The organism is Leptolyngbya sp. CCY15150 (assembly GCF_016888135.1).
GTDB lineage: Bacteria > Cyanobacteriota > Cyanobacteriia > RECH01 > RECH01 > RECH01.
In genome coordinates, this window is the sequence record NZ_JACSWB010000292.1 from 104,752 (window position 1) to 124,914 (window position 20,163).

18 protein-coding genes and 1 pseudogene are annotated in these 20,163 nt (G+C 52.4%); 10 read left to right on the top strand and 9 right to left on the bottom strand.

The features are described 5' to 3' along the window. Window positions 1-178 precede the first annotated feature (178 nt). Complete coding sequence (locus JUJ53_RS23465) at window positions 179-844, bottom strand: CsgG/HfaB family protein (RefSeq protein WP_204154475.1); 666 nt, start codon at window positions 842-844, stop codon at window positions 179-181. A gap of 306 nt (window positions 845-1,150) precedes the next feature. Here JUJ53_RS23465 and JUJ53_RS23470 point away from each other — a divergent pair, with 306 nt between their 5' ends. Beyond that, window positions 1,151-1,660, top strand: coding sequence for a pentapeptide repeat-containing protein (locus JUJ53_RS23470; protein WP_239125318.1), 510 nt, complete (start codon window positions 1,151-1,153; stop codon window positions 1,658-1,660). Between the two features lie 254 nt (window positions 1,661-1,914). Here JUJ53_RS23470 and JUJ53_RS23475 read toward each other — a convergent pair whose 3' ends face one another. After that, window positions 1,915-2,628 carry a GDSL-type esterase/lipase family protein gene (locus JUJ53_RS23475; protein WP_204154477.1) on the bottom strand — a complete coding sequence of 238 codons (714 nt, stop codon included), beginning with the start codon at window positions 2,626-2,628 and terminating at the stop codon, window positions 1,915-1,917. A gap of 299 nt (window positions 2,629-2,927) precedes the next feature. On the opposite strand from JUJ53_RS23475, the gene JUJ53_RS23480 reads away from it, so the two are divergent. The 4 genes from JUJ53_RS23480 (at window position 2,928) to JUJ53_RS23495 (ending at window position 4,961) form a co-directional block, all read left to right on the top strand. Further along, on the top strand, window positions 2,928-3,158 hold the full coding sequence (locus tag JUJ53_RS23480) for a DNA-directed RNA polymerase subunit omega (RefSeq protein ID WP_204154478.1): 231 nt from the start codon (window positions 2,928-2,930) through the stop codon (window positions 3,156-3,158). A gap of 115 nt (window positions 3,159-3,273) precedes the next feature. Then, window positions 3,274-3,873 (top strand): hypothetical protein, encoded by a 600-nt coding sequence (locus tag JUJ53_RS23485; RefSeq protein ID WP_204154479.1) that lies wholly within the window; start codon window positions 3,274-3,276, stop codon window positions 3,871-3,873. 50 nt (window positions 3,874-3,923) lie between these two features. Next, window positions 3,924-4,304: a DUF1818 family protein gene (locus tag JUJ53_RS23490; protein WP_204154480.1), complete on the top strand. Its 381-nt coding sequence runs from the start codon at window positions 3,924-3,926 to the stop codon at window positions 4,302-4,304. A gap of 66 nt (window positions 4,305-4,370) precedes the next feature. Further along, window positions 4,371-4,961 carry a DUF3122 domain-containing protein gene (locus JUJ53_RS23495; protein ID WP_204154481.1) on the top strand — a complete coding sequence of 197 codons (591 nt, stop codon included), beginning with the start codon at window positions 4,371-4,373 and terminating at the stop codon, window positions 4,959-4,961. On the opposite strand, the gene JUJ53_RS23500 is transcribed toward JUJ53_RS23495, so the two are convergent. The 5 genes from JUJ53_RS23500 to JUJ53_RS23520 all read right to left on the bottom strand — a co-directional run bounded on the left by JUJ53_RS23500 (window position 4,958) and on the right by JUJ53_RS23520 (window position 9,756). After that, window positions 4,958-6,343, bottom strand: a complete 1,386-nt coding sequence (locus JUJ53_RS23500; RefSeq protein WP_204154482.1) for an HlyD family type I secretion periplasmic adaptor subunit — start codon at window positions 6,341-6,343, stop codon at window positions 4,958-4,960. The genes JUJ53_RS23495 and JUJ53_RS23500 overlap by 4 nt on opposite strands. 136 nt (window positions 6,344-6,479) lie before the next feature. Continuing rightward, the gene (locus JUJ53_RS23505; RefSeq protein WP_204154483.1) at window positions 6,480-6,926 is read right to left on the bottom strand and encodes a hypothetical protein; all 447 of its coding nucleotides are present in this window, start codon (window positions 6,924-6,926) and stop codon (window positions 6,480-6,482) included. A 268-nt stretch (window positions 6,927-7,194) separates the two neighbouring features. Further along, entirely contained in the window at window positions 7,195-7,425 is a 231-nt protein-coding gene (locus tag JUJ53_RS23510) for a hypothetical protein (RefSeq protein ID WP_204154484.1), read from the bottom strand. 22 nt (window positions 7,426-7,447) lie between these two features. After that, entirely contained in the window at window positions 7,448-8,302 is an 855-nt protein-coding gene (gene fghA, locus JUJ53_RS23515; protein ID WP_204154485.1) for an S-formylglutathione hydrolase, read from the bottom strand. Between the two features lie 29 nt (window positions 8,303-8,331). After that, complete coding sequence (locus JUJ53_RS23520; protein WP_204154486.1) at window positions 8,332-9,756, bottom strand: sensor histidine kinase; 1,425 nt, start codon at window positions 9,754-9,756, stop codon at window positions 8,332-8,334. A 588-nt stretch (window positions 9,757-10,344) separates the two neighbouring features. On the opposite strand from JUJ53_RS23520, the gene JUJ53_RS23525 reads away from it, so the two are divergent. The 5 genes and pseudogenes from JUJ53_RS23525 (at window position 10,345) to JUJ53_RS23545 (ending at window position 15,888) form a co-directional block, all read left to right on the top strand. Further along, on the top strand, window positions 10,345-10,746 hold the full coding sequence (locus JUJ53_RS23525; RefSeq protein WP_204154487.1) for a hypothetical protein: 402 nt from the start codon (window positions 10,345-10,347) through the stop codon (window positions 10,744-10,746). Window positions 10,747-10,999: 253 nt separating this feature from the next. Further along, window positions 11,000-11,650, top strand: a complete 651-nt coding sequence (hisG, locus tag JUJ53_RS23530; protein ID WP_204154525.1) for an ATP phosphoribosyltransferase — start codon at window positions 11,000-11,002, stop codon at window positions 11,648-11,650. A gap of 117 nt (window positions 11,651-11,767) precedes the next feature. Continuing rightward, window positions 11,768-14,707 carry a glycerol-3-phosphate acyltransferase gene (locus JUJ53_RS23535; RefSeq protein WP_204154488.1) on the top strand — a complete coding sequence of 980 codons (2,940 nt, stop codon included), beginning with the start codon at window positions 11,768-11,770 and terminating at the stop codon, window positions 14,705-14,707. A gap of 141 nt (window positions 14,708-14,848) precedes the next feature. After that, window positions 14,849-15,049 (top strand): annotated as a pseudogene (locus JUJ53_RS23540) (hypothetical protein); the annotation flags it as partial. A 2-nt stretch (window positions 15,050-15,051) separates the two neighbouring features. Further along, a complete protein-coding gene (locus tag JUJ53_RS23545) occupies window positions 15,052-15,888 on the top strand; it encodes a hypothetical protein (protein WP_204154490.1) in 837 nt (278 codons plus the stop codon). A gap of 26 nt (window positions 15,889-15,914) precedes the next feature. On the opposite strand, the gene JUJ53_RS23550 is transcribed toward JUJ53_RS23545, so the two are convergent. Next, entirely contained in the window at window positions 15,915-17,162 is a 1,248-nt protein-coding gene (locus JUJ53_RS23550; RefSeq protein WP_204154491.1) for a hypothetical protein, read from the bottom strand. A gap of 72 nt (window positions 17,163-17,234) precedes the next feature. Beyond that, window positions 17,235-19,808 (bottom strand): dynamin family protein, encoded by a 2,574-nt coding sequence (locus JUJ53_RS23555; protein WP_204154492.1) that lies wholly within the window; start codon window positions 19,806-19,808, stop codon window positions 17,235-17,237. Window positions 19,809-20,163 lie beyond the last annotated feature (355 nt).

Consider the following 20,163-nt stretch of genomic DNA (forward strand, 5'->3'; position numbering starts at 1 on the left):
AACCAGAGCCTAGCACTATGACTTGAGGAAGATTGTGCAGCAAGGTAAGCCTGAATGAGAAGGAAAAGCGATCGCCCTTTGAGTCGATAAGAATGACGGCTTGCCCCTAACGGTTGCAACCAGTGCTAATCTTACTCATCTCTAAAAGAGCGATCGCTCCTCCGTGGTCTTGCAAAACCTAATCCGTCAGGTCTTCCACCAGCATAGTTACGGCATCCTCAACAGCCTCGCTGAGCAGTTCATTCTCACGGCTGCTGCTAGAGCCGCCGCCAATACCTCTAAATGAGCCGCTAGAGGAACGTCCACTCGCCTCACCATAGCCCTGCATGGCTTGCACAACTGCTCCATCTGAGGTGCTAATCATGCGTGCCGTGATGCCCACATTGGCAACCGTAGAGCGACTTGAGGCACCAATCCCCAAAAAGCTGCCCCCAGACGACTCTGTTTCCACATTAAACTCAGTCACCGACCCAATGATCACATAATCAACCCCTAGTTCTCGTCCAATTTCTACAGCCCGAGCCACATCGGTTACATAACCTTGTCGTTCCCCAACCAAGCTACTGTCAATCACCGTGTAGGCACTATCGCCCACCAAGGCATTCACTACCAAATCGCTAATTCCCGCCGCACTTCCCTGCCGCCAATAGGACAGGTAATAGTTGCTATTGCTGGTGGCAGCATAGTCAAAATCCAAAACAACGACCCGCTGCGGCGCTTGCTTGGTGTGTTCTGTGATCATGGGGGCAGCGATCGCCGGTGCCATGAGCTGAGGCACTCCTGTTCCAGTGAGCAATAGGGCACCTGCCGAAATCGTCGCAAGGCTGGCAAAAAGATGATTCATGGTTTTACTCTACGGTTAGATAGACAACAAGACTTGGATGGTCGTGGACGCTAGCTTATAGATATTCTTGGCGAAACGTTGACCCTATGCATTTCTCCACAAAGAAGCTGATCGTATTCAATCATAACCCGCCACATCTTTATGATTCTTAATATGAAGCGATCGTGAAGCCTCCAGTCACCTCGTCCCTACGGATGCGGTCTTCATCGTGGATCACCATAGAAAAAAACCACTAGAAGCGATCGCTCCCTACCCCGCCGTCCCCAAACTCGCTACCATAGAATACGGTCTTGCATGGGCATTAGTATGGGAAGCAATAGTCTACGTCAGGGTATCAAAGTGTTGGTGATCGCGATATTGGCGGTTTTATGGATGTTGCTGAGCGCCACGCCAGCGATCGCCCTGGAAGACACGGTTAACTACACCAACGCTAGCCTCAACGACGTAGACTTTTCTGGCGAAGATCTATCGGGCAAGTCCTTCATTGCGGCAGAAATGCGCAACGCCAACCTCAAAGGCGCAAATCTCACCAACGCCATGCTCACCAAAGGCATCTTGCTGGATGCTGACCTAGAGGGAGCCAACCTAACGGGCGTACTAGCCGATCGCGTCTTTTGGGTAGGAGCCAATCTAACCAATGCCATCCTGGAAGACGTGACCGCCACCCGCACCAGCTTTGACAGCGTCACCATTACGGGCGCAGATTTCACCAACGCCATCCTCGATCGCTACGAAATTAAACAACTGTGTGCCAGAGCAGACGGGGTAAATCCAGTCACAGGCGTCTCAACCCGCGATAGCTTAGGCTGTCCTTAAGCTCAAATTCGTAAAATTCGTAGAATGCATTAGCGACAGCGTAATGCATCAAAGATCTATAAAACAGTACGTTACGGCTTCGCCTAACAGCACTCTACAAAGCAACTTATTTTGCACCCGTAGGATGCATTAGCGACAGCGTAATGCATCAAAGATCTATAAAACAGTACGTTACGGCTTCGCCTAACGGCACTCTACAGGGCAACTTATTTAGTGAGGAGACGGTGCGTTCTAACCACCATCAGCGATGCACCCTAGGAGGTCGCCAGCGATCGATTGAGCCAATGAATCATCGGGTACCAGTTCAACACATCTTGCAGGAGGGCTTCATACCCAGCCGTATTAGGATGGAGACCATCAGGGCCAAGACGAGGCATCCACCATTGCTCGCCCCGAGATAGCCATAGATCAAACACATCGAGATAAGGAATATCGCGATCATGGCAAGCGTTTTGAGTTGCCGTCTTGTAGCGCGCTTGATCAAGGTGGTTGTAGTACAAGCAACCGGAAAAAGGCATATGTGCGCTATTGACAGGCGGCATTCCTACAAACAGCACCGGACAGAGTTGCTGGGCTCGGTCTAACAGATTCTCCAAAACCTCAGTAAACTTGCCAAAGTCTGTCAAGTTACGTCCATCAGGTTTACCAAGGCGGGCAGAATCATTAACGCCTACCGATAAGATAATGACATCGGGTACCTTGTTGCGCAGTTCACCCCGATAGCGAAACTCTGCTTCTAGGCGATCGCTCACTTGCTGAACACCATCACCGCGAATTCCCAAATTATAGAGAGCATGGCCAGGGCTAGTCGGATGCATCCAACTGCGTCGCAGTCGCTCTACCCATCCTCCTCCCTCTAGATCGCCATATCCATAAATCAGGCTGTCTCCTAAAGCCACCACTCGCAGGGAGTGATGGCTTTGCATGAGCGGCGATCGCGATTCAAAAGGATTCACCAGTGTTTGCATAGAAATAGCAGTTGTAGAGCGTCGTGATGGACAGTCGATACATCGAGATGAGAACACAGACGGAACTGTGTTTAAAGTACCCAATCCTGTGTTTCATTCTTTGTGGATCTGTGGACTTTTGTAAACCCCTTGGCATAAATCTTCGAAAAGTCGAGACCTATATCCGGGGGCGATCGCTTCATAATGCTTTTTACGCATAGCATTGTGCAGATCCGTCCACCTCTATGTCAAACTTTACATGAACGAAACCCTAAGTCTTGCTAAACTAGGATGAATGTTCAAAAAAACTGGGATTTTCTATGCTGAAGCGTTCCACTGTGGATAATGCCCAACTCATGCGTCGGGCCGAGGATTTAGTCAGTGCCGCTTCCAATCGGTATCGCATCACCGTTCAAGTAGCAAGCCGGGCCCAGCGCCGCCGCTACGAAGACTTTGAAAATCTGGATGATCCCAAGATGAAGCCGGTGATCCGCGCCATCATTGAAATGTCGGACGAACTCACTCAGCCAGAAATTATTGGCGACGAATAGCGTTGACGGTAAGACACCTATGATTTTGACGTTGAAACAGCGCCTGATGCTCACCTTGCGACGCCTGAGGCCGTTGTTATGGATGGGGCTTGGGCTTGCTTTGGCGTTCATACCAATGCTGGCAACGCCTCAGGCAGGCGTTGCCCAGGTGACCCAACCCTTACCGATCGCCCCAACACCGATCGCCCAAACGCCGGGACGCAGCATTACGCCTGGAACGGCTAATACGGCCGACACCACATGGCGCACGGTCTATCAACTACTTCCAACCCTGCCGCAAGAAAACTACTACATCAGTCGAGACACCAACGATGTAGCAACAGACAATACTCTTGTGGGGCGGATTGTGCAGTATCACATGAATGTTCAACAGCGATCGCCTTTCTTTCGCTTGGACTGGAAGCTTACCCTGGCAGATTATTTAAGAGTCAATGAGGGGATCAACACCAGCAGCTATCCCGGTGCCAACACCCTGGAGGAGAATCCCCTTGAGGGCGATCGCCAGGCCATTGCAGCTCTTAGCCGCGCCCAGCGAGATGAGCTAGTTGAAGTTTTGGTCATCCTCTTCAATCCAAACTACATCAGCAATCTACAAGCTACGCCCATCCACGATCTCTCCAGCCCCACCCCCACGCCAAGCACCCCAATAGCACCGCCACCGTCCAGCTTGCCATCCCTACCCCAACCTGGCGACGCCCAGCTTTTAGCGCCCTAAGGTCAGCTCCTTTTACAGGTTTTTGTCAGGTAACTAGCGTTCAACCGACCATGGACAGCAGGACATCGACGCGACAGGTTAAAGAAGGCGATGGCTGGCGGCTAGGCTGGAATCCAGAATCAGAGCCGTTTGTTGGCCTTGTGGGCGGTGCCGGTTGGGCGATTGAACTCACCCGTGAAGAATGGCAGGATTTTTGTCGGCTGGTGCTGCAATTGGCCGAGACCCTTGAGCAGATGAGCCATGAGCTGATGGATGAGGAGCGGATTTGCTGCGACGTGGAAAGCGATCGCCTTTGGCTGGAAGCAGAGGGCTATCCCCATGCCTACGAACTCCACATCATTCTGCGGCAAGGACGGCGGGCAGAGGGCACCTGGGCTGCGGAGGCCGTGCCAGGACTAGTGCAGGCTAGCCAAACCCTGCATCTGTTTTAATGCCCGCGATGGATGACAGAATCAGTACAGCCAGATATGGTGATCCATAGGACTACCTGGTGACTCATGGTGTTGACTATCCGTTTTCCCCATGCCCTGCTCAATCGATGGGGGCGGGCGATCGCTATCCTTCTGATATTCATCACGCTGACCCTTGGGTCTGGGGCACCAGCACGGGCTGACGTTCGTACCCATCTGGAAACCCCAACCCAGATGCTCTACCAGTCTCGCCAAACCCTACGGGATCGCGATCGCCATACCTGGCAAGCGATCGCCTTCAAGCGAGTCACCCCCCACGACGAAACCCTTCTCTACCTGCGGCTCGTCAGCTTTCCTGGCAGTGTCGATATTGATCAAGACCAGCCGCTGATCCTGCGGGATACCGTCGGGCATACCCATCAAGCCCCCACCGCCATTGATGAACTGTTTACCCAAGGACGTCCCGGCAACAATGTCGGCCAATATCGGCTGACCGCAGCTCTCGCAGATCTACAAGGCGATAGTCCCCAGTGGCTGGTGATTCCTACCCATGATGACACCCTAGTGGAACTGAAAGCGCCGCCCATTGCCCTGCGAGAATGGCGAGCGATCGCCCAGTGCCATAGCTTCACCTGTTCGGATCCCGCCTGGCAACAAACGCCCGACCACCTGCCCTAGCGCACCGAGAAAGCTTCATCAAAGCGGCGGGTAATCGGTTCCAGCAAGAACGTCAGCACCGACTTTTGACGGGTGACAATTTCCGCTGTCGCCGCCATGCCTGGCGCTAAGGGCACCAACGTTCCCCGCACCGCTACGGCGGATTGATTGAGGCGAATCTGAGCCATATACACCAGCCCCAAATCTTCATCCAACGTGGCATTGGGACTGATGCGCACTACTTCACCCTCAATTACGCCAAACTCTTGGAACGGAAACGTTGCCACCTTGACCTTCGCCCGCATCCCTTCGGCAATAAAGCCAATATCACGGTTCATCACCTTCACCTCTAACCAGAGGTTGTCCCCGTCCGGCAAAATTGACAGCAGTTCTTCGCCAGGTGCGACCGTCCCTTCCGCCAGGGTGACCTGAATGTTGTACACCCGTCCTGCCACCGGGGCCCGCACCGCATCGCCACCGCTGCGAATCTCCGCGAGGTTGAGCTGTCCTTCGATGTTCGACAATTCTTCCTGACGGCGGGTGAGCTGGCCTAGAATTTCACTGCGGCGCTCGGAGGTCAGTTGTTCGATCGCACTTTGGGCAGCCTGAAACGCTGCTTCCGCCTGAACAATCACCTGCTGCTGTCCCTCAATTTCTCGCTCAATGGACGACACCTGATCCTGGGCTTGGGTGAGGCGATCGATGGCTTCCAGGTAATCAAAGCGCGGGATGGCATCGCCCACCAATTCCCGCAGGCTGGCTTCCCGGCGCTCAGCATTCTCTAGGAACTGATAGGCATTTTCCAAATTGCCCTCCAGCCGAGCCAACCGCGATCGCGCTTCAGCAATCGTAGACTCCTGACGAGCGGCCTCGGCGATCGCTGACGTACGGCGGGTATCAAATTCCTGCAGACGCGCATCCAGCAATTGATCCTGCAACGGCACCCCTGTGGTGGCATTGCCGCTCCGCTCTGCCTCTAGGCGAGCTAGGTCTTGACGCACCAACTCCGCCGCCTGCTGTAGACGATCGACCTCAGACTGATTGAGATCGGGATCCTTCTCCAGCAAAATATCTCCCGTTTCCACCCGATCGCCCTCTTCAACATTGATGCTGCTGATCACGCCACCTTCCAGAGCCCGCACGGGTCGCACCTGCATCGACGGAATCAGTTCACCGGGAGCGATCGCCACTTCATCTATTTCGCTGAAATGGGCCCAAGCGATCGCCCCAAAGACCAGCAGCGTTAAACTACCGGCCAGCAACCGCGTGTAGAGCGGCGGTAATTCTTGAACCGCTTTTCCCAATTCGTAGGACAGGTAATCCTCTGGCGATACAAACTGCTCACGGGTTTGGCGCACTTGAGCAGCTTGGGACGAGGGCGGCGCTGAGTTCGAAGATTGCATCATAAAATCCAGGGCACGAGCAATAGGGCAGTCTAGGCAGCGGTGCTGCCCAGCCCTAGTGTTCCCAGGTTAGATCAATCTGCCCGCATTGGTGAACTATCTCCAGCAGGTACAGGTGAGATACAGGTATGGCCAGCTACCCATCCAGTTGCCCATCAACGGGAGGGCGATCGCCACCATGGGACTGGGACAGCAGATTGAGCACCTGTTGGAAAATAGCTTCCTGGGGACGGGTTGCCAAAATTGATTGAACCAAGGCAATAAAGTCCGTATCTGCCTGGCTATCGTCTTGAATGAGCTTGCTGGCCGGATACTCTAGAGCCTGGGTTGCATCTAGTTCATTCGTATTGCCAGTGCGGATCAGGTTGCCCTTACGATCCCAGGTGAGCGATCGCCCCCGCAGGGTAAATTGAAACCACTGAATGTCGCCGTCCTGCACGTCAAACAGCACATCAAAATAGGTTTCACCACCGTAATACCAAACCCGCCCAGGCTTAAGCTGCTGCTTCACTTGTCGGAGAGACGCGCCCAGTTCAGCAATATCATCAGGGCTAACGGCATATGTCCAATTGGAAGAGACCATAGGGGGTACTGTTGAAACAATAGGAGACCGGATGCAGGGCATCGAGCCTCTAGTTCTATTAGACAAAATTGTCACGGACAACTCCGGAGGAACCTTGCCACTTTTTTGACTGGCAGCTAGCACCCCGGTGACCAAACGTCGCGGCTATGCAGACCAAACCCGCCGGCACAGGTTCAAAACACCCTAATCTCTGGCTATCCTAACCCATCTGGCTCCTACCATATCAGGCAGCTAGCTTCTACAGGCTGCTTAGGTATCAGGACATGAGTCAATCCGGCTCAGACGGCGGCGACTTGAACACCTGATCTTCAAGACCAACCCACCATTCTCCCAACTTCATCATGTCCTGATAGATATCGCTCATTTCCTGCACATAGGCCTCAGTAGACAAGCTAGCCTTGCGCTCTTGGAGTTTTTTCAGCCGCAATTGCACCAACAGCCAAGGCTGAGACAGGCCATCGGTGGCTTCAATGTAGGCGGCAAGGTCGTGGCTATTCATAGGGTTTTCCTGAGGGCGATCGCTAATCAATACACAGTGCTACCGCATGGTGACGGATGTGGTCGTCCATGAACGTGGCGATGAAGAAATAGCCGTGGTCGTAGCCCTCCTGCATCCGCAACGTCAACGGTTGTCCAGCTTGCCGACAGGCCTGCTCAAACACCTCGGGCAAGAGCTGCTGCTGCTCCAAAAAAGGATCGGCGGTGCCTTGATCGATCAAAATGGGGCGATCGCTGGCCATGGTCGCGACGAGTTCACTAGCATCGTAGGCCGCCCAAGTGGATGGATCATCTCCAAGGTAATGGCTAAAAACCTTTTGCCCCCAAGGACAGCGCATGGGAGCGGCGATCGGGGCTAGGGCCGAGATGGATCGGTAGCGCTCCGGATGGCGCAAACCGCAGACTAGCGCCCCATGACCACCCATAGAATGGCCGAAAATCCCTTGGCGATCGCGGCGGATGGAAAACTGCTCAGCAATCAGCTCGGGCAACTCCTGCACCACATAGCTATACATCTGGTAGTGCTGGCTCCAAGGCTCCGCCGTCGCGTCTACATAAAATCCAGCTCCACTGCCCAAGTCCCAATCGTCATCTTCCCCAGGAATACCCGTCTTGCGCGGGCTGGTATCGGGAGCCACCAGCATCAGCCCGTGCTCAGCCGCATAGCGCTGGGCTCCGGCCTTGACGGTGAAATTATCCTCCGTGCAGGTCAATCCCGACAGATAGTACAGCACCGGCACCGGGCCGGCCGCCGCTTGGGGCGGAATAAAGACCGCAAACCCCATCTCACTGCGGCAAGTCTGGGAAGCATGGCGATAGTAGGCAACGGTGCCGCCGAAGCAGGCATGGGATTGAAGCAGGGTGGGAGATGAGGTCATGGAGCCAGGAATGGGTGTTACTGGTCAGATTACACCAGCGGCAACAGAACTTCAAACGCCGCCCCTGCCGCATCTTGATGGGGCGATCGCCACCGGAGATATCCACCATGGGCGGCAATGATGCGATGACTGAGGGCCAGGGGTTGATGCCAGCGATCGCTGGACAGGGTATCGGTCAACTCCTGCTGCTGGGTTGCCGTCCAGGGGGCACCATTGCGGCTGACTTGAATCGAGATCCAGCGCTGGGTAGACGGGGCGATCGCCTCCGATGGAGCCGTAGCCTGCATCCAGGCTTCAAAAGCCCCCTGACCGCGACTCATCCAGCCCGGCTGATCGTGGTGGGGCGACAGCACCTGGGTAGTAATGGCAATCTCAGGAAGGGGCAGGGCGATCGCTGCCTGGGAAAACAATGCCCCAGCTAGATTCGCCGCCACGGAACGGTGGGCCACGTCGCTCAACAGTTCATCCACAAACTGCAGCAGCAGCGACATCAACACCTGATTCAGTTGCCCAATATGACAGGTGAGCGGCGGCAGATGCCCATAGGTACGCGTCAGTTGGATCTCCCCCTTCAGGCGACTATTCACCAACAGCACCAAACTATCAAGGGCTTCATGCATATCGGCGGGCTTGGGATATACCTCATCCATATGGCAAAAGTTTTGTAGGCTAGACGCTAGATTTTTCAAGCGTTTTGCCCCAGATTGGATGCTAGCGATCGCCTTCGGTAAATCCTGCTGCAGGTAGTCTAGCTCCTCTTCATCCAGCCCCATCTCAGGTAGCGCTCCCCCCTGCTGGCGATAGGCCGCCACCACCTGCAACAGTTGATCGGTATAGTCGGCAATGTGGCTGAGATTTCCCCAGATAAAGCTTACCGGATCGAGAATTTCATGGGCTACCCCATCCACCAAGCGTCCTAGGTTAGCCATCTTTTCATGGCGAATCATATGGATCTGGGTGCGCTCATAGCGGCTTTGCACTTCAATGCCCCGCAGTTGCCAATGGGCCACATTCAGCTCATGGGCATCCAGCAAGCTATAGTCCCCCGTGCTTTCCTGCACCATAATAGGTGCCGATTGGTCAGGCAGCGATCGCTGCAGAGCCTGCTGGGCTGCCGTCAAAATTGGCGTCTCGGCTGCAACACAGAGAGGCATCTGAGGACGATAGCTGTGGGCGATCGCCAAGGTTAGGGTCTTGAGATTGCCCTCTAGGTGCGATCGCAGCATCAGCTCCATTAACGGCAGGCGCGGGATCATGCCATGCCAATCGCCCTGGCGCAGCACCACCACGCCGGGCAGCTTGGGATACTGGTTGAGGATGGGCCAAATCTCGGCGCAGCTCAGCGTTGCCTCAACCTGAAAGTGGTAGCGCCCAAGGTCGCAGACGGTAGACTCCAAACTCAGCAGAGAATGAGTTGGGGGCATATGCCGAGGACGAGGAACCAGAGCACTCATGGTCAACTATTCACACTAACAACAGCACCCGATCACCCCGATCGCCCCCCAATGAGCCGCAGAGAGCGATCGCCCTAAACTAGGGTATCAACGGGCGGGCAACGGCAGATGGCTGATGCAACAAACTCAGAGCAGGGATGATTACAATCTCAAATCAGTCTGATCACAAGAACTGAATTGTAATCGTCTAGTCATGACTGCGTCTTCACCTGTAGTATTTAGGTAAGCTCAAGGTTTAGTTTAGATTTAAAGTATCCAATTAAACCGTTCCACCTAAAACTATTTGAACAAAGACGTCCTAAACACCCCCATTCTCGTTCACGAGCCCTTCATCGTGCAGGCCATTGGTGCCTACACAACCTGTTGGGCTGCAAGTAGGACGTAGGGCATTCCTGGGCGATCGCGTCAGCCTGAATCAGCATCATGGTTCATCGCTGAACAGGAAACATCCACGTCAAACCGCGATCAGGGCAGCATCCGGTGTTTAGTCCTTGTTCAGATTCTTATAAGATCAGAGCATTAGGCGTTCAGATAGGCTCGCATCCTGTCTTGGCCGCCCGCAGGTTGACTATAGAGAGGTATTCACCCATGGCTACAGACGCTACCCAAGATAACGGAACGCCTAGCTCCGAACCCCCGAAGGACAAGCCGTCCTCGTCTAGAAGTAAAGCATCGTCCACTCAAGGAGCCGCCCTCACCGTGAAATCAAAAGAAGAATCTAGTTCCATTGAAGTTGCTCAGCCTCGCTTTTTCATGGGCAACCGTCCCATCGAGCCCAGCAACCTGCACATCTTTGGCATGACGGCCGTTGGCAATCGCCCCGTGTTTTCTAGCGAGATGGAAATTGTTAGCTCCGACTTGTTGCCGGGTCATCGCCCGATCGTAGCCAGCAGCGCCGATCTTTTGAATGCCCATATGGTGCTTGGCAATCGCCCCATTGCCTCCAATGAACTTGATGATCCCCTAACGCTGATGGGCTATCTAGACTAGCGATCGCCCCATGGTTTCGCACCCCTACAATGCAAACCACGACCGTGCCAACCAACCTGGATCAGCGTCGTCTGGTCTAGGTGGGCGGATCATCGGGGCATGAGCCCCTATTTTTATGGCAAGGGCTGGTAGAATACGTGAGCGATCGAACCGGTCATGTTCACCTGCCGCCCCTTGCGTCGGCTGGGACGAGGCAACAGATTCGTTCAACATGTTCGTTCATCGTTTAGTCACCCCATTGCGATCGCGTTCCATGATTACTGTGGCATTACCCAAAGGCGCACTCCTGAACGACAGCATCCGGCTGTTTAAGGCGGTGGGTCTCGACTTTAGCGCCTTCCTCGATAGCTCCAATCGGCAGCTTGAAATTTGGGATGCAAGCCATCGAGCCAAGGCGCTGTTGGTGAGAAATTATGACGTGCCCGTGTATGTTGAATATGGGCAGGCGCAGCTTGGGGTGGTGGGCTATGATGTGCTTTGTGAAAAGCAACCCCAAGTTGCTCAACTGGCTGATTTGCAATTTGGGCAATGCCGCATGTCGGTAGCGGTCAAGGCTTCCAGCCCCTATCGTTCCGCCCTCGACCTACCGCCCCACAGTCGGGTGGCGTCCAAGTTTGTCCACTGTGCCCGCAGCTATTTCCAAGGGTTGAACCTGCCGGTGGAAATTGTGCCGCTCTACGGTTCCGTAGAATTGGGGCCGATTACGGGCATGTCGGAAGCGATCGTGGATCTAGTAGCCACAGGGCGCACTCTTCAGGAAAATCATTTGATTGAAATTGAGCCGTTGTTTACCAGCACCGCTCGGCTGATTGCCCATCCCCTCAGCTATCGTATTGACCTCGACGGGGTGCGATCGGTGATCGACCAAATTCGTCACTGTACGGCAGCGATCGCCTCCAACTAATCAGCGCTTGACATAGCCCAACCCCTGCATAGGCAGTCTTGCTGCAGATCCGGCAGGTTTGTTATACAGTGCGATAGGACAGGCGTCGTTGCGCGACTCAGGCACTGACTAAAAACTATGACCCCTACACAAGTGTTGGGTGCCTTATTGATTATGGTGATTGGCCCACTGCTCGGCGGGCTACCCTTGATCCGTTGGCTAACCTATGGGCTCACCCGCAAAGATTTGGCCCACCTAGGCACCGGGAATCTTAGTGTCTCGGCAGCGTTCTACCATGGCGGAACGATGGCGGGAGTGATGGCTGTTCTCCTAGAAGCGGGTAAGGGCATAGGCGTTGTATGGCTAGCGCGATCCTATTTTCCTACCAATCCAACCTGGGAAGTGATTGCCCTGATTGCCCTAGTGATGGGGCGCTATTGGGGAGGACGGGGAGCCGGTACCACCAACGTTACCTGGGGCTACATCGTCCATGATTGGCTAGCCTCCGGTCTTGTGCTGCTGCTGAGTTTAATTAGCTTTACTATTTTTCGAGAGAAGCGCCAGGGTCGTTTAGTCGTCCTGGTGCTGCTGCCGGTGTTTGCGGCCTTGCTGCATCCCACCCAGGGCGATCGCGTAGTCGCAACTCTCATCCTCAGTGTTCTCATGGCTTGGATTTATCATAAGATGCCGGACGATTTAGACCTATCCACCGGGCAAGCCCAACCTGGATCAAAAACCATGTTTCGTTTCTTCCGAGGCGATCGCGCCGTCCCAACCCTCGCTCAGGCCAATGATGCCAAAAAATTTGGTGCGAAGGTTGCCACCCTTGCCCAGCTCACAACCTGGGGCTACCCCGTGCCCATGGGCTGGGTGTTGCCGCCGGGGGATGACCCTTCGCCGATGATCGAGATGCTCAATCCCACTCCAGAGCAGCCGCTCATTGTCCGTTCATCCGCGATCGGCGAAGATTCTGAATCCACCTCCGCTGCTGGACAGTATGAATCTATCGCCCAGGTCACCAGTCGCGAGGCCCTGGCCCAAGCGATCACCCAATGCCAAGCCTCATACAACCGGCCCACGGCAGTGCAGTATCGACGCGATCGCGGCATTCGAGATGAAGCGATGACCGTCCTCGTCCAAGTTCAAGTATCGGGCGTCTTTTCCGGCGTGGCCTTCAGCCGTGATCCCATCAGCCGTCAAGGGGACAGCGTGGTGATCGAGGCGCTACCGGGTTCCGCCGCACGAGTCGTCTCAGGGCAGGTGACCCCAGAGTCTTACCAAGTGATGGTGACCGAGGCAGATTTGACCACCACCCAGGCGGTGGCTAATCCACCGTGGCGTTTGCCAGAAGCGATCGCGTTCCCCATGGAAGGTGAGGGCGATGTGCCGCCGCGATTAATCCAGCAAGTGGCCTACCTGGCCCGCCATCTCGAAGCCCGCTACCACGGCATTCCCCAGGATATTGAATGGAGCTATGACGGTCAGCAGCTTTGGGTTTTACAAAGCCGACCGATCACCACACTCCTGCCGATTTGGACAAGAAAAATTGCCGCTGAGGTGATCCCTGGCTGGATTCGTCCCCTCACCTGGTCGATCAACCGTCCCCTGACCTGCGGCGTATGGGGCGAGATTTTTACCATCGTCCTCGGCGATCGCGCCCGAGGGTTAGATTTCACCGAAACCGCCACCCTACACCACTCCTCCGCCTACTTCAATGCATCACTGCTAGGACAGATTTTTCGGCGCATGGGTCTCCCGCCCGAAAGCCTAGAATTTCTTACCCGAGGCACCCCCTTCAGTAAGCCGCCGATCCTCTCCACCCTCAAAAATGTGCCGGGATTGCTGAAACTGCTAGGGCGAGAACTGCGCCTAGCGCAAGACTTTGAGCAAGACGACCAGGATCTCTTTACCCCCGGTCTACGCCAACTCATCGCCCATCCCGCCAAGGGACAGCAGCCATCCGCCATCCTCGGCCGCATTCAGTTAATTTCGACCCTCCTGCGCCGCGCCACCTACTACAGCATCATGGCTCCCCTCAGCGTTGCCCTGCGGCAAGCGATGCTCAAGGTATCCGACAACGACCTCAATGTTCAAACCCAGCCAGAAATTGCCTCCCTGCGATCGCTGCAACGGTTAGCCCAGTCCTGCCGTCCCCTAGTCGGAGCGATCGCCCGGGCCCAAGTCCCCGATTCAGGCTCAGCCCTGTTTGCCAGTCTGAGCGAAACCACAGATGGCCAAGCTGTTCTTACCCAGTTCAACCAATTTTTGAACGAATATGGCTATCTTAGCCAAGTAGCCACCGACATTGCCGTACCGCGCTGGCGGGAAGCCCCCCAACCCGTGCGCGAACTGTTTTTACAGTATCTAAACCAGCCCACCCAGATCATCAGTCCGCCACCGGAGACACAATCATGGCGATCGCAACAGGTGCAGGCTCGCCTTACCCTCAAAGGTCGCGTCACCGAGGTCTATAACCGCCTCTTAGCTGAACTACGCTGGAGCTATGTCGCCATCGAACTGCATTGGCTCGCCAGTGGGCTCCTCACGGATCCTGGAGATATCTTTTTTATCACCGATGAAGAAATCCACCGTCTGTTGAATGAGCCCGAAGGTGACCTAGCCGCTACCTTATCTACCCGCATCAGCGAACGGCGATCGCAATTCCAGCAGGATCAAGCCACGCCAGCTGTACCCTGGCTAGTCTACGGCAACGAACCCCCTCGGGGGCAGCGATCGCTTCAGGTTTCCGCGTCATCGTTGCGGGGAATTGCTGCAAGTCCTGGCTATGTGGAAGGCACGGTTAAAATCCTGCGCACCCTGCAGCCCGGCATGGCCATCGATTCCACGACCATCTTAGTGGTGCCCTACACCGATGCTGGCTGGTCGCCGGTGTTGGCCCGAGCTGGAGGATTAATTGCCGAGGTGGGTGGCCGTCTATCCCACGGGGCAATTTTGGCCAGGGAGTATGGCATTCCAGCGGTGATGAATGTGCAGAATGCGATGGAGTGGTTGCGGGATGGGCAACGGGTGCGGCTGGATGGTGAAGCGGGCACCGTTGAAGTGATCACCGATGTATAGCCAAGTCCGCTGATGTCTGCCACAAGGGTAGTTAGGGGAGCGATCGCTTTCCTGTTCATGGGATGCTTTCAGGACTTTTTTAACATTCCGACTACTGCCCACTAAACTTTAAGTATGGAGTTTTAAACTGGGAGACCGCACATGACTTTATCTGAAGTTCTTCCCTCTGTTCGTCAGCTCTCTACTGTTGAGAAGCTGAAGCTGATTCGGATTCTGGCAGAGGATCTAGAAGCAGCAGAGGATATCTCACCTCTAGAACCCTTCAAAACCTATGATTTGCCGACTCCTTACAATAGCTTTGGGGCTGGTGTCGTGCTTATGCAAGCGTTAGAGTTATCTGACCCATGTTCCTCACTATCCCTCACCATCGCTGGATGCGGGCGATCGCTTTCGTCCTCAACACCCTTGGGTTGATCATCGGCATCAGCGTGGGGATTTGGCTGCCGGTGCCGGGGCTGCTGGTGTATGCCACCGGGGCAGTGGGGGGCGCGATCGCTCTGATATCTAGTCTTTACCTCACCCATCGATTCCTCGGCCCCAGGTTACCCCTCGGCACCATTCAATCCTTAGCCTTCTTAGGCATCCTTCAAGGGCTCATCTTCACCGGCCTCTTGATCCATGTCTTGCCGCTCTTCTACGCTACCTGGAACCAGCCCCGCGAGCCGATTCCCGTGGCGATCGCCCAACTTCCCACAGCCCTGCCAGCCTATGTCAGTCTCACGGGCTACCCGCAACCCCAACTGACGGTGACGGATACCTATCGTCTGCAGCCCACCCCAAATAATCGATACCCCCGCACCCTGACGGTCACCTGGGTGCCGTTAGTAGCTCAGGATTGGCGTCCGCCCCAAGCGGTTCAGGTGATGGTGGAAAGGCAGGCGTTGGGCAGATATCAGGAGAGCGATCGCCCTGTGACGGTGACGGGCATGTTATTTTCTCTCCACCCCAAAGACCGCGCCGACTTTGTTCCTGCAGATATGACCCTTTATCTCAGCGATGGCGTGGGCGTCAGTGATGCTTGGCTTCGCCGTCGGGCTGGGTTTCAGGTCGATCCTGATCAGGTGTATCTTCTACGAGACCTAATGCCTGCCCAAAGTCGCACGGTGGTCATGATTGTGTCGATATTGATTTTGGTGATCGTAGGAGCGATAGCTTGGTTGACCCTTGCTGCCCTTAAGTGATCTTGTCCCAGGCAAAGAAAACATATCTATTGATATTCGAACTCTTGATCTTCAACCTTGAAGTAAATTGATAGATTAGCAATGTTCCAAGGAGATGCCGCCTGAAGATTCTGTTTTGTTAGTGCATTCCAACCTTTATTCGCAGCGCGTTGAGTAATATAATCCTCCTGCCGTCCTCTAAGACCAGCGTCAATCATTAGTAACAGACCATCACGTATCGCAATCGGATGAGACTGTGTTTGAGCATCATTATAAATCTGATACTCCACAGGTTTATTTAGCGCAATGCTAACATCCTGATCTTCAACTTCTGACATTGCATCAGACCCAGGTAACTCTTGCAGTTGCTTCAATTCCGACGGAGGCAAGCTCTTCTGCCAGCTAGTATGATTTTGCCAAGCTTCCACTAGGGCAAGATCGTGATGATAGATACGAGTTATCTCAGGAAATAGAAATCCTAGCTCACTGTCAATAGAGCAAGATGCAACAACTGAGACCATGTCTTTGCGCATAACTTGTTGTATGTGTGACAAGTGGTCGCATACGGCACTGAGTTCACCTTGAAGCTGGTATGTCATTGCTATAGCTTGCTCTATCGCCCATGCACACTCCTGTCTACGTAATCGCGCTGCTGAACATACATTATCCAAAATTTGATCATTTCTATAATCGGCTAGAGCATCAAACAACATGCCTCGCGCTGCTGTAATTTCATCATAGCGAAGGCTAAGATCTTGAATGCTGACGGCTATTTTCAGTCGAGCGATCGCCTGTTGAAAAAGACCATAAGCTCTAACCAAGATGGTGCGATGATTGCGAAACTCAACATCCGCTGCAACCAACTGAATATGTTGAATAATCTCACTGCCCTGGTCAGCCAATGCTTTTTTCATGTCCAAAAAACCATCTTGAACCTCCAGCCGCATTTGCTTAACATCTTGCCGTAATTTCAGCGTTTGCCATAGATTAACGGCTGTCAATGCTGCAGTAACAGCCGTGCCAACACCAATCACGGCTGTGGTCGCCTGTAAAGTAGCAACTGAAGTCGATAGACCTTGGAGCGACTGAAATATTGCTGATCCTGGCACCTGAATACCTGTTATAGAGCTTCCAGATAGTATATCTCCATTATCATTAAACATACCCACTGCATGAGCAACAAATCTACCTGAAGCATCCCGTACCATGCTCAATGGCACACCATTTGAGAGGACGGGGAAATATTTCCCAGATGCAATTCCTTGTTGAATGAGAGGCGGAAATATATATATCATGATCAAATCCTTTAGAGTTGAGATAAGGTTAACAGAGCTAAAGCAGTGCGATCGCTAATTAATACTTAGACATCAGGCATCTGACACTAAAAATTCCAAATCGCGCTGGAGCTGACTTAGCCTACCAAGACACTGATGAACATAGGCTTTCTCAGATTCTCTATTTTCGACAGTTTCATGAGTTATGCGTTCTTGTTCTTCAAGAAAGAGGTTGAGAATTGAGATTGACTGCCGAACCGCTTTGGATGATGCTTCAACTCTTCCGTCAAATGCGGCTTGAATAGTGTCGGTAACCTTGTCTAGGAGTTCGTCTGATGAGTTTGAAAAATGCTTTAGCCCTTTTTGCAAGACTTCATTTCTGCAGTTTTCTTCCGTGCTACTACTTGTTAGCCAGCCAATAATTACACCAGCAGCAGCACCAATGAGCAAAACAGGAACAAAACTCACTCCCAAACCAGCTAAGGCAATTCCACTTAGCAACCCACTACCTCCTCCAAAGCCAAGAAACCCCATAAAACCGCTACCTTCGGCTGGATTTAGTGAATTGGAAAAGTTGACGTTAATTCCTAGATTTTTAAGGGATAGATTAAACTGCCCCCCCAAGGTTGAGCCAATTTTGGAATCTAAGGCTTCTAAATTCGCCTGAATAGCACACATTTCATCCAGGATAAAATCATCTAGGGCATCCAGGTTAGGGGAAAGGATGTTGTGAACAACCTCTCTCTCCAATCGAGTGTCAATCTCATGGGAGATGTCTTGTATAAACTGATTCGAGAAATCTCTGGTAATCTTATCTTTTTGATGATGCTCTGTTTTCCAGGTTGCACTTTTCTGTCTTATTTCTCCACCTATTTCCAGAGTCCACCCTTGCCAGCCCTCAGTGACTTGGTCAAAAACTTTATTAGCTAAGGACTGAGCTAATGCTCGAATTTTAAAATCCCGACTGCTCACCTCGCCAATTTGATCAACTATTTTCCTCTTGTCCGATTCCACAAGTTGAATATTATCGTCTAGAGTCTTAAGAGACTGCTGCAGTTGCTCCTGAAATTTCTGAGCTATAGTCTTCAGTTGTCGTGCATTATGCCGGACTACAATCATACCTCGATCATGAATGAGGAAACGTTCGAGGGCTGATGTAAACGCCTTAAAGGACTCTAGAAACTCATTACCTTCACCTTCAATAATTGCATCTAGAGCAGCTTGAGCAGAAATAAAATGAACCCGATTATCACCAGAGACAATCGGATTGCTACCTTGCAAAAAGTTTTCAACGAGCTGACGAACCTGTTTGCGATCGGACTGGCGACGCAGAAGATCCATGAAGTTAACCAACACAAAGAGATTGTCCGCCGGACTATCCTGATCTCCTCGATTAAGTTGAGAACGTAAGTCCTCCAGCAAGAGTCGCTCACCTTGCGTCAGGGGACGAGACGCGTTAGCTAGGAATATGGCTGCATCGGTTTTCTGCAGCAAGCGCTGGGTAATTTCCGTCCGGTTGGGATGTTCATTTAAGCCTGGAGAATCAACAATTTCAACATTATGTCGGCATAGTTCTAAGCTCGGATGCTCTAAGATAATTTCCTGGATGGTAGACTGTCCAAGTTCATCACTCAATCCACACAGTGCAGCCTGCTCAGAAATTGATGCTTTTTCCTGGTAGTTTTCAAATGGGATCTCTTCTTGTCGTCCATCAGTATAAACGCACAATACACGTGTTTTTTCGCCAAATCTTAGCACTGTTACCGTACCACTACAGGGAATAGCACGAACAGGTTGAATTTCTTCACCCAAAAGAGCATTCAGGAGCGTTGATTTACCCTGGCTAAATTCGCCAACAACTGCAACTCGGAATTTCTGATTACGGACTTGGTCTAAAAGACTGAGAATATCCTGCGCTTGTCCTGGAATTTGACAAACGTTTTCTTCATAGTCTTGTGTAATACTCAGCAAAGACTGGCACAAATGCCGCAATCGATCCTGATCTACCTTGAAATTCTCCAGTTGTTTGTAGCTCAGAGCGGACGCTTCACCAGAGATATGGACATCATGAGTCTTCGGTAGTTTCGACGTTATGTAATCGGCAATACGCACAAAGACAAAGTCATGAGCTTGAAATCGACTAGGATCTAGAAGGTTATGAACATCAAAAACTGAATTGGGGTCTGCAGACTGAGACTGGGATTGAAATGCTGAGAGGAGAGTCTCTAAGTAGTCAGACCTTAGCTCAAGATGACCGCTAACCTTTTGAAGGTAGTGCATTTCTTCTGCTACAACATCGCTATCTGCAGTTGCAATTTCACAGGCAAACGCCAGAACCAACAGCTTTTCAGACTCAGAGAGACCTTGAACAAGCAGGGAAAGATGGCTTGGATCCTGAAAAAGACCACGTTGCTGGACACTTTTCTTAAGCCCCCTAACAAGTTGCCCCATTTTGCTCTCTGAAGGGAAAAACTGATTAAAAATCTTTTGGAAGGTTTCTTTTTCTTCTTCTACCACAACACCATCGGCACACAGTGCTCCCAGCATCGCAGTCACAAGTGCTGTCATAAAGAGAAGTTTGGGATTGATCTGCTGGCTTGTTACAGGTTGGCCAACAATATCTGATAAGAGACTTATGGTTTCTTGGGAGTAGGATGCTGTGGTCATTCTCACTAATGATTGCAATACTAAGGGGTCTACAAGTGTCACTTGCTTAATTGTTCAAACTGAAGTTGAGTCATTCGCTCATGGCGCATCGACCAAGATAGTTATGCTTTTGATCGAGGTGCTTGCTACATTTCATAGATAGAGCAGTCGTATTCTTTGAAAGATTTTCACTTGATCAACTGCTCTGGCTCCATGCTAAATAATCATTCATAAATGGGGATTGAGTCTTAATGAAGCTTGACCTTTCGCAATTAGCCTTGTTTATTGAGTACAGAATTTAGTATTCCCCTAAATCTAGTATCGATACCAAGAATCTCGGAAAATCTGCGTTTTTCGATCCATGAAGCTCTCAAGC

Coding starts and splice junctions, on each gene's coding strand:
- JUJ53_RS23510 (WP_204154484.1), bottom strand. CDS start 7,425: ATGAATAGCCACGACCTTGCCGCCTACATTGAAGCCACCGATGGCCTG.
- fghA (WP_204154485.1), bottom strand. CDS start 8,302: ATGACCTCATCTCCCACCCTGCTTCAATCCCATGCCTGCTTCGGCGGC.
- JUJ53_RS23480 (WP_204154478.1), top strand. CDS start 2,928: ATGCTGAAGCGTTCCACTGTGGATAATGCCCAACTCATGCGTCGGGCC.
- JUJ53_RS23465 (WP_204154475.1), bottom strand. CDS start 844: ATGAATCATCTTTTTGCCAGCCTTGCGACGATTTCGGCAGGTGCCCTA.
- JUJ53_RS23475 (WP_204154477.1), bottom strand. CDS start 2,628: ATGCAAACACTGGTGAATCCTTTTGAATCGCGATCGCCGCTCATGCAA.
- JUJ53_RS23490 (WP_204154480.1), top strand. CDS start 3,924: ATGGACAGCAGGACATCGACGCGACAGGTTAAAGAAGGCGATGGCTGG.
- JUJ53_RS23500 (WP_204154482.1), bottom strand. CDS start 6,343: ATGCAATCTTCGAACTCAGCGCCGCCCTCGTCCCAAGCTGCTCAAGTG.
- JUJ53_RS23545 (WP_204154490.1), top strand. CDS start 15,052: ATGTTCCTCACTATCCCTCACCATCGCTGGATGCGGGCGATCGCTTTC.
- JUJ53_RS23550 (WP_204154491.1), bottom strand. CDS start 17,162: ATGATATATATATTTCCGCCTCTCATTCAACAAGGAATTGCATCTGGG.
- JUJ53_RS23495 (WP_204154481.1), top strand. CDS start 4,371: ATGGTGTTGACTATCCGTTTTCCCCATGCCCTGCTCAATCGATGGGGG.
- JUJ53_RS23520 (WP_204154486.1), bottom strand. CDS start 9,756: ATGAGTGCTCTGGTTCCTCGTCCTCGGCATATGCCCCCAACTCATTCT.
- JUJ53_RS23505 (WP_204154483.1), bottom strand. CDS start 6,926: ATGGTCTCTTCCAATTGGACATATGCCGTTAGCCCTGATGATATTGCT.
- JUJ53_RS23555 (WP_204154492.1), bottom strand. CDS start 19,808: ATGACCACAGCATCCTACTCCCAAGAAACCATAAGTCTCTTATCAGAT.
- hisG (WP_204154525.1), top strand. CDS start 11,000: ATGATTACTGTGGCATTACCCAAAGGCGCACTCCTGAACGACAGCATC.
- JUJ53_RS23525 (WP_204154487.1), top strand. CDS start 10,345: ATGGCTACAGACGCTACCCAAGATAACGGAACGCCTAGCTCCGAACCC.
- JUJ53_RS23485 (WP_204154479.1), top strand. CDS start 3,274: ATGCTGGCAACGCCTCAGGCAGGCGTTGCCCAGGTGACCCAACCCTTA.
- JUJ53_RS23470 (WP_239125318.1), top strand. CDS start 1,151: ATGGGAAGCAATAGTCTACGTCAGGGTATCAAAGTGTTGGTGATCGCG.
- JUJ53_RS23535 (WP_204154488.1), top strand. CDS start 11,768: ATGACCCCTACACAAGTGTTGGGTGCCTTATTGATTATGGTGATTGGC.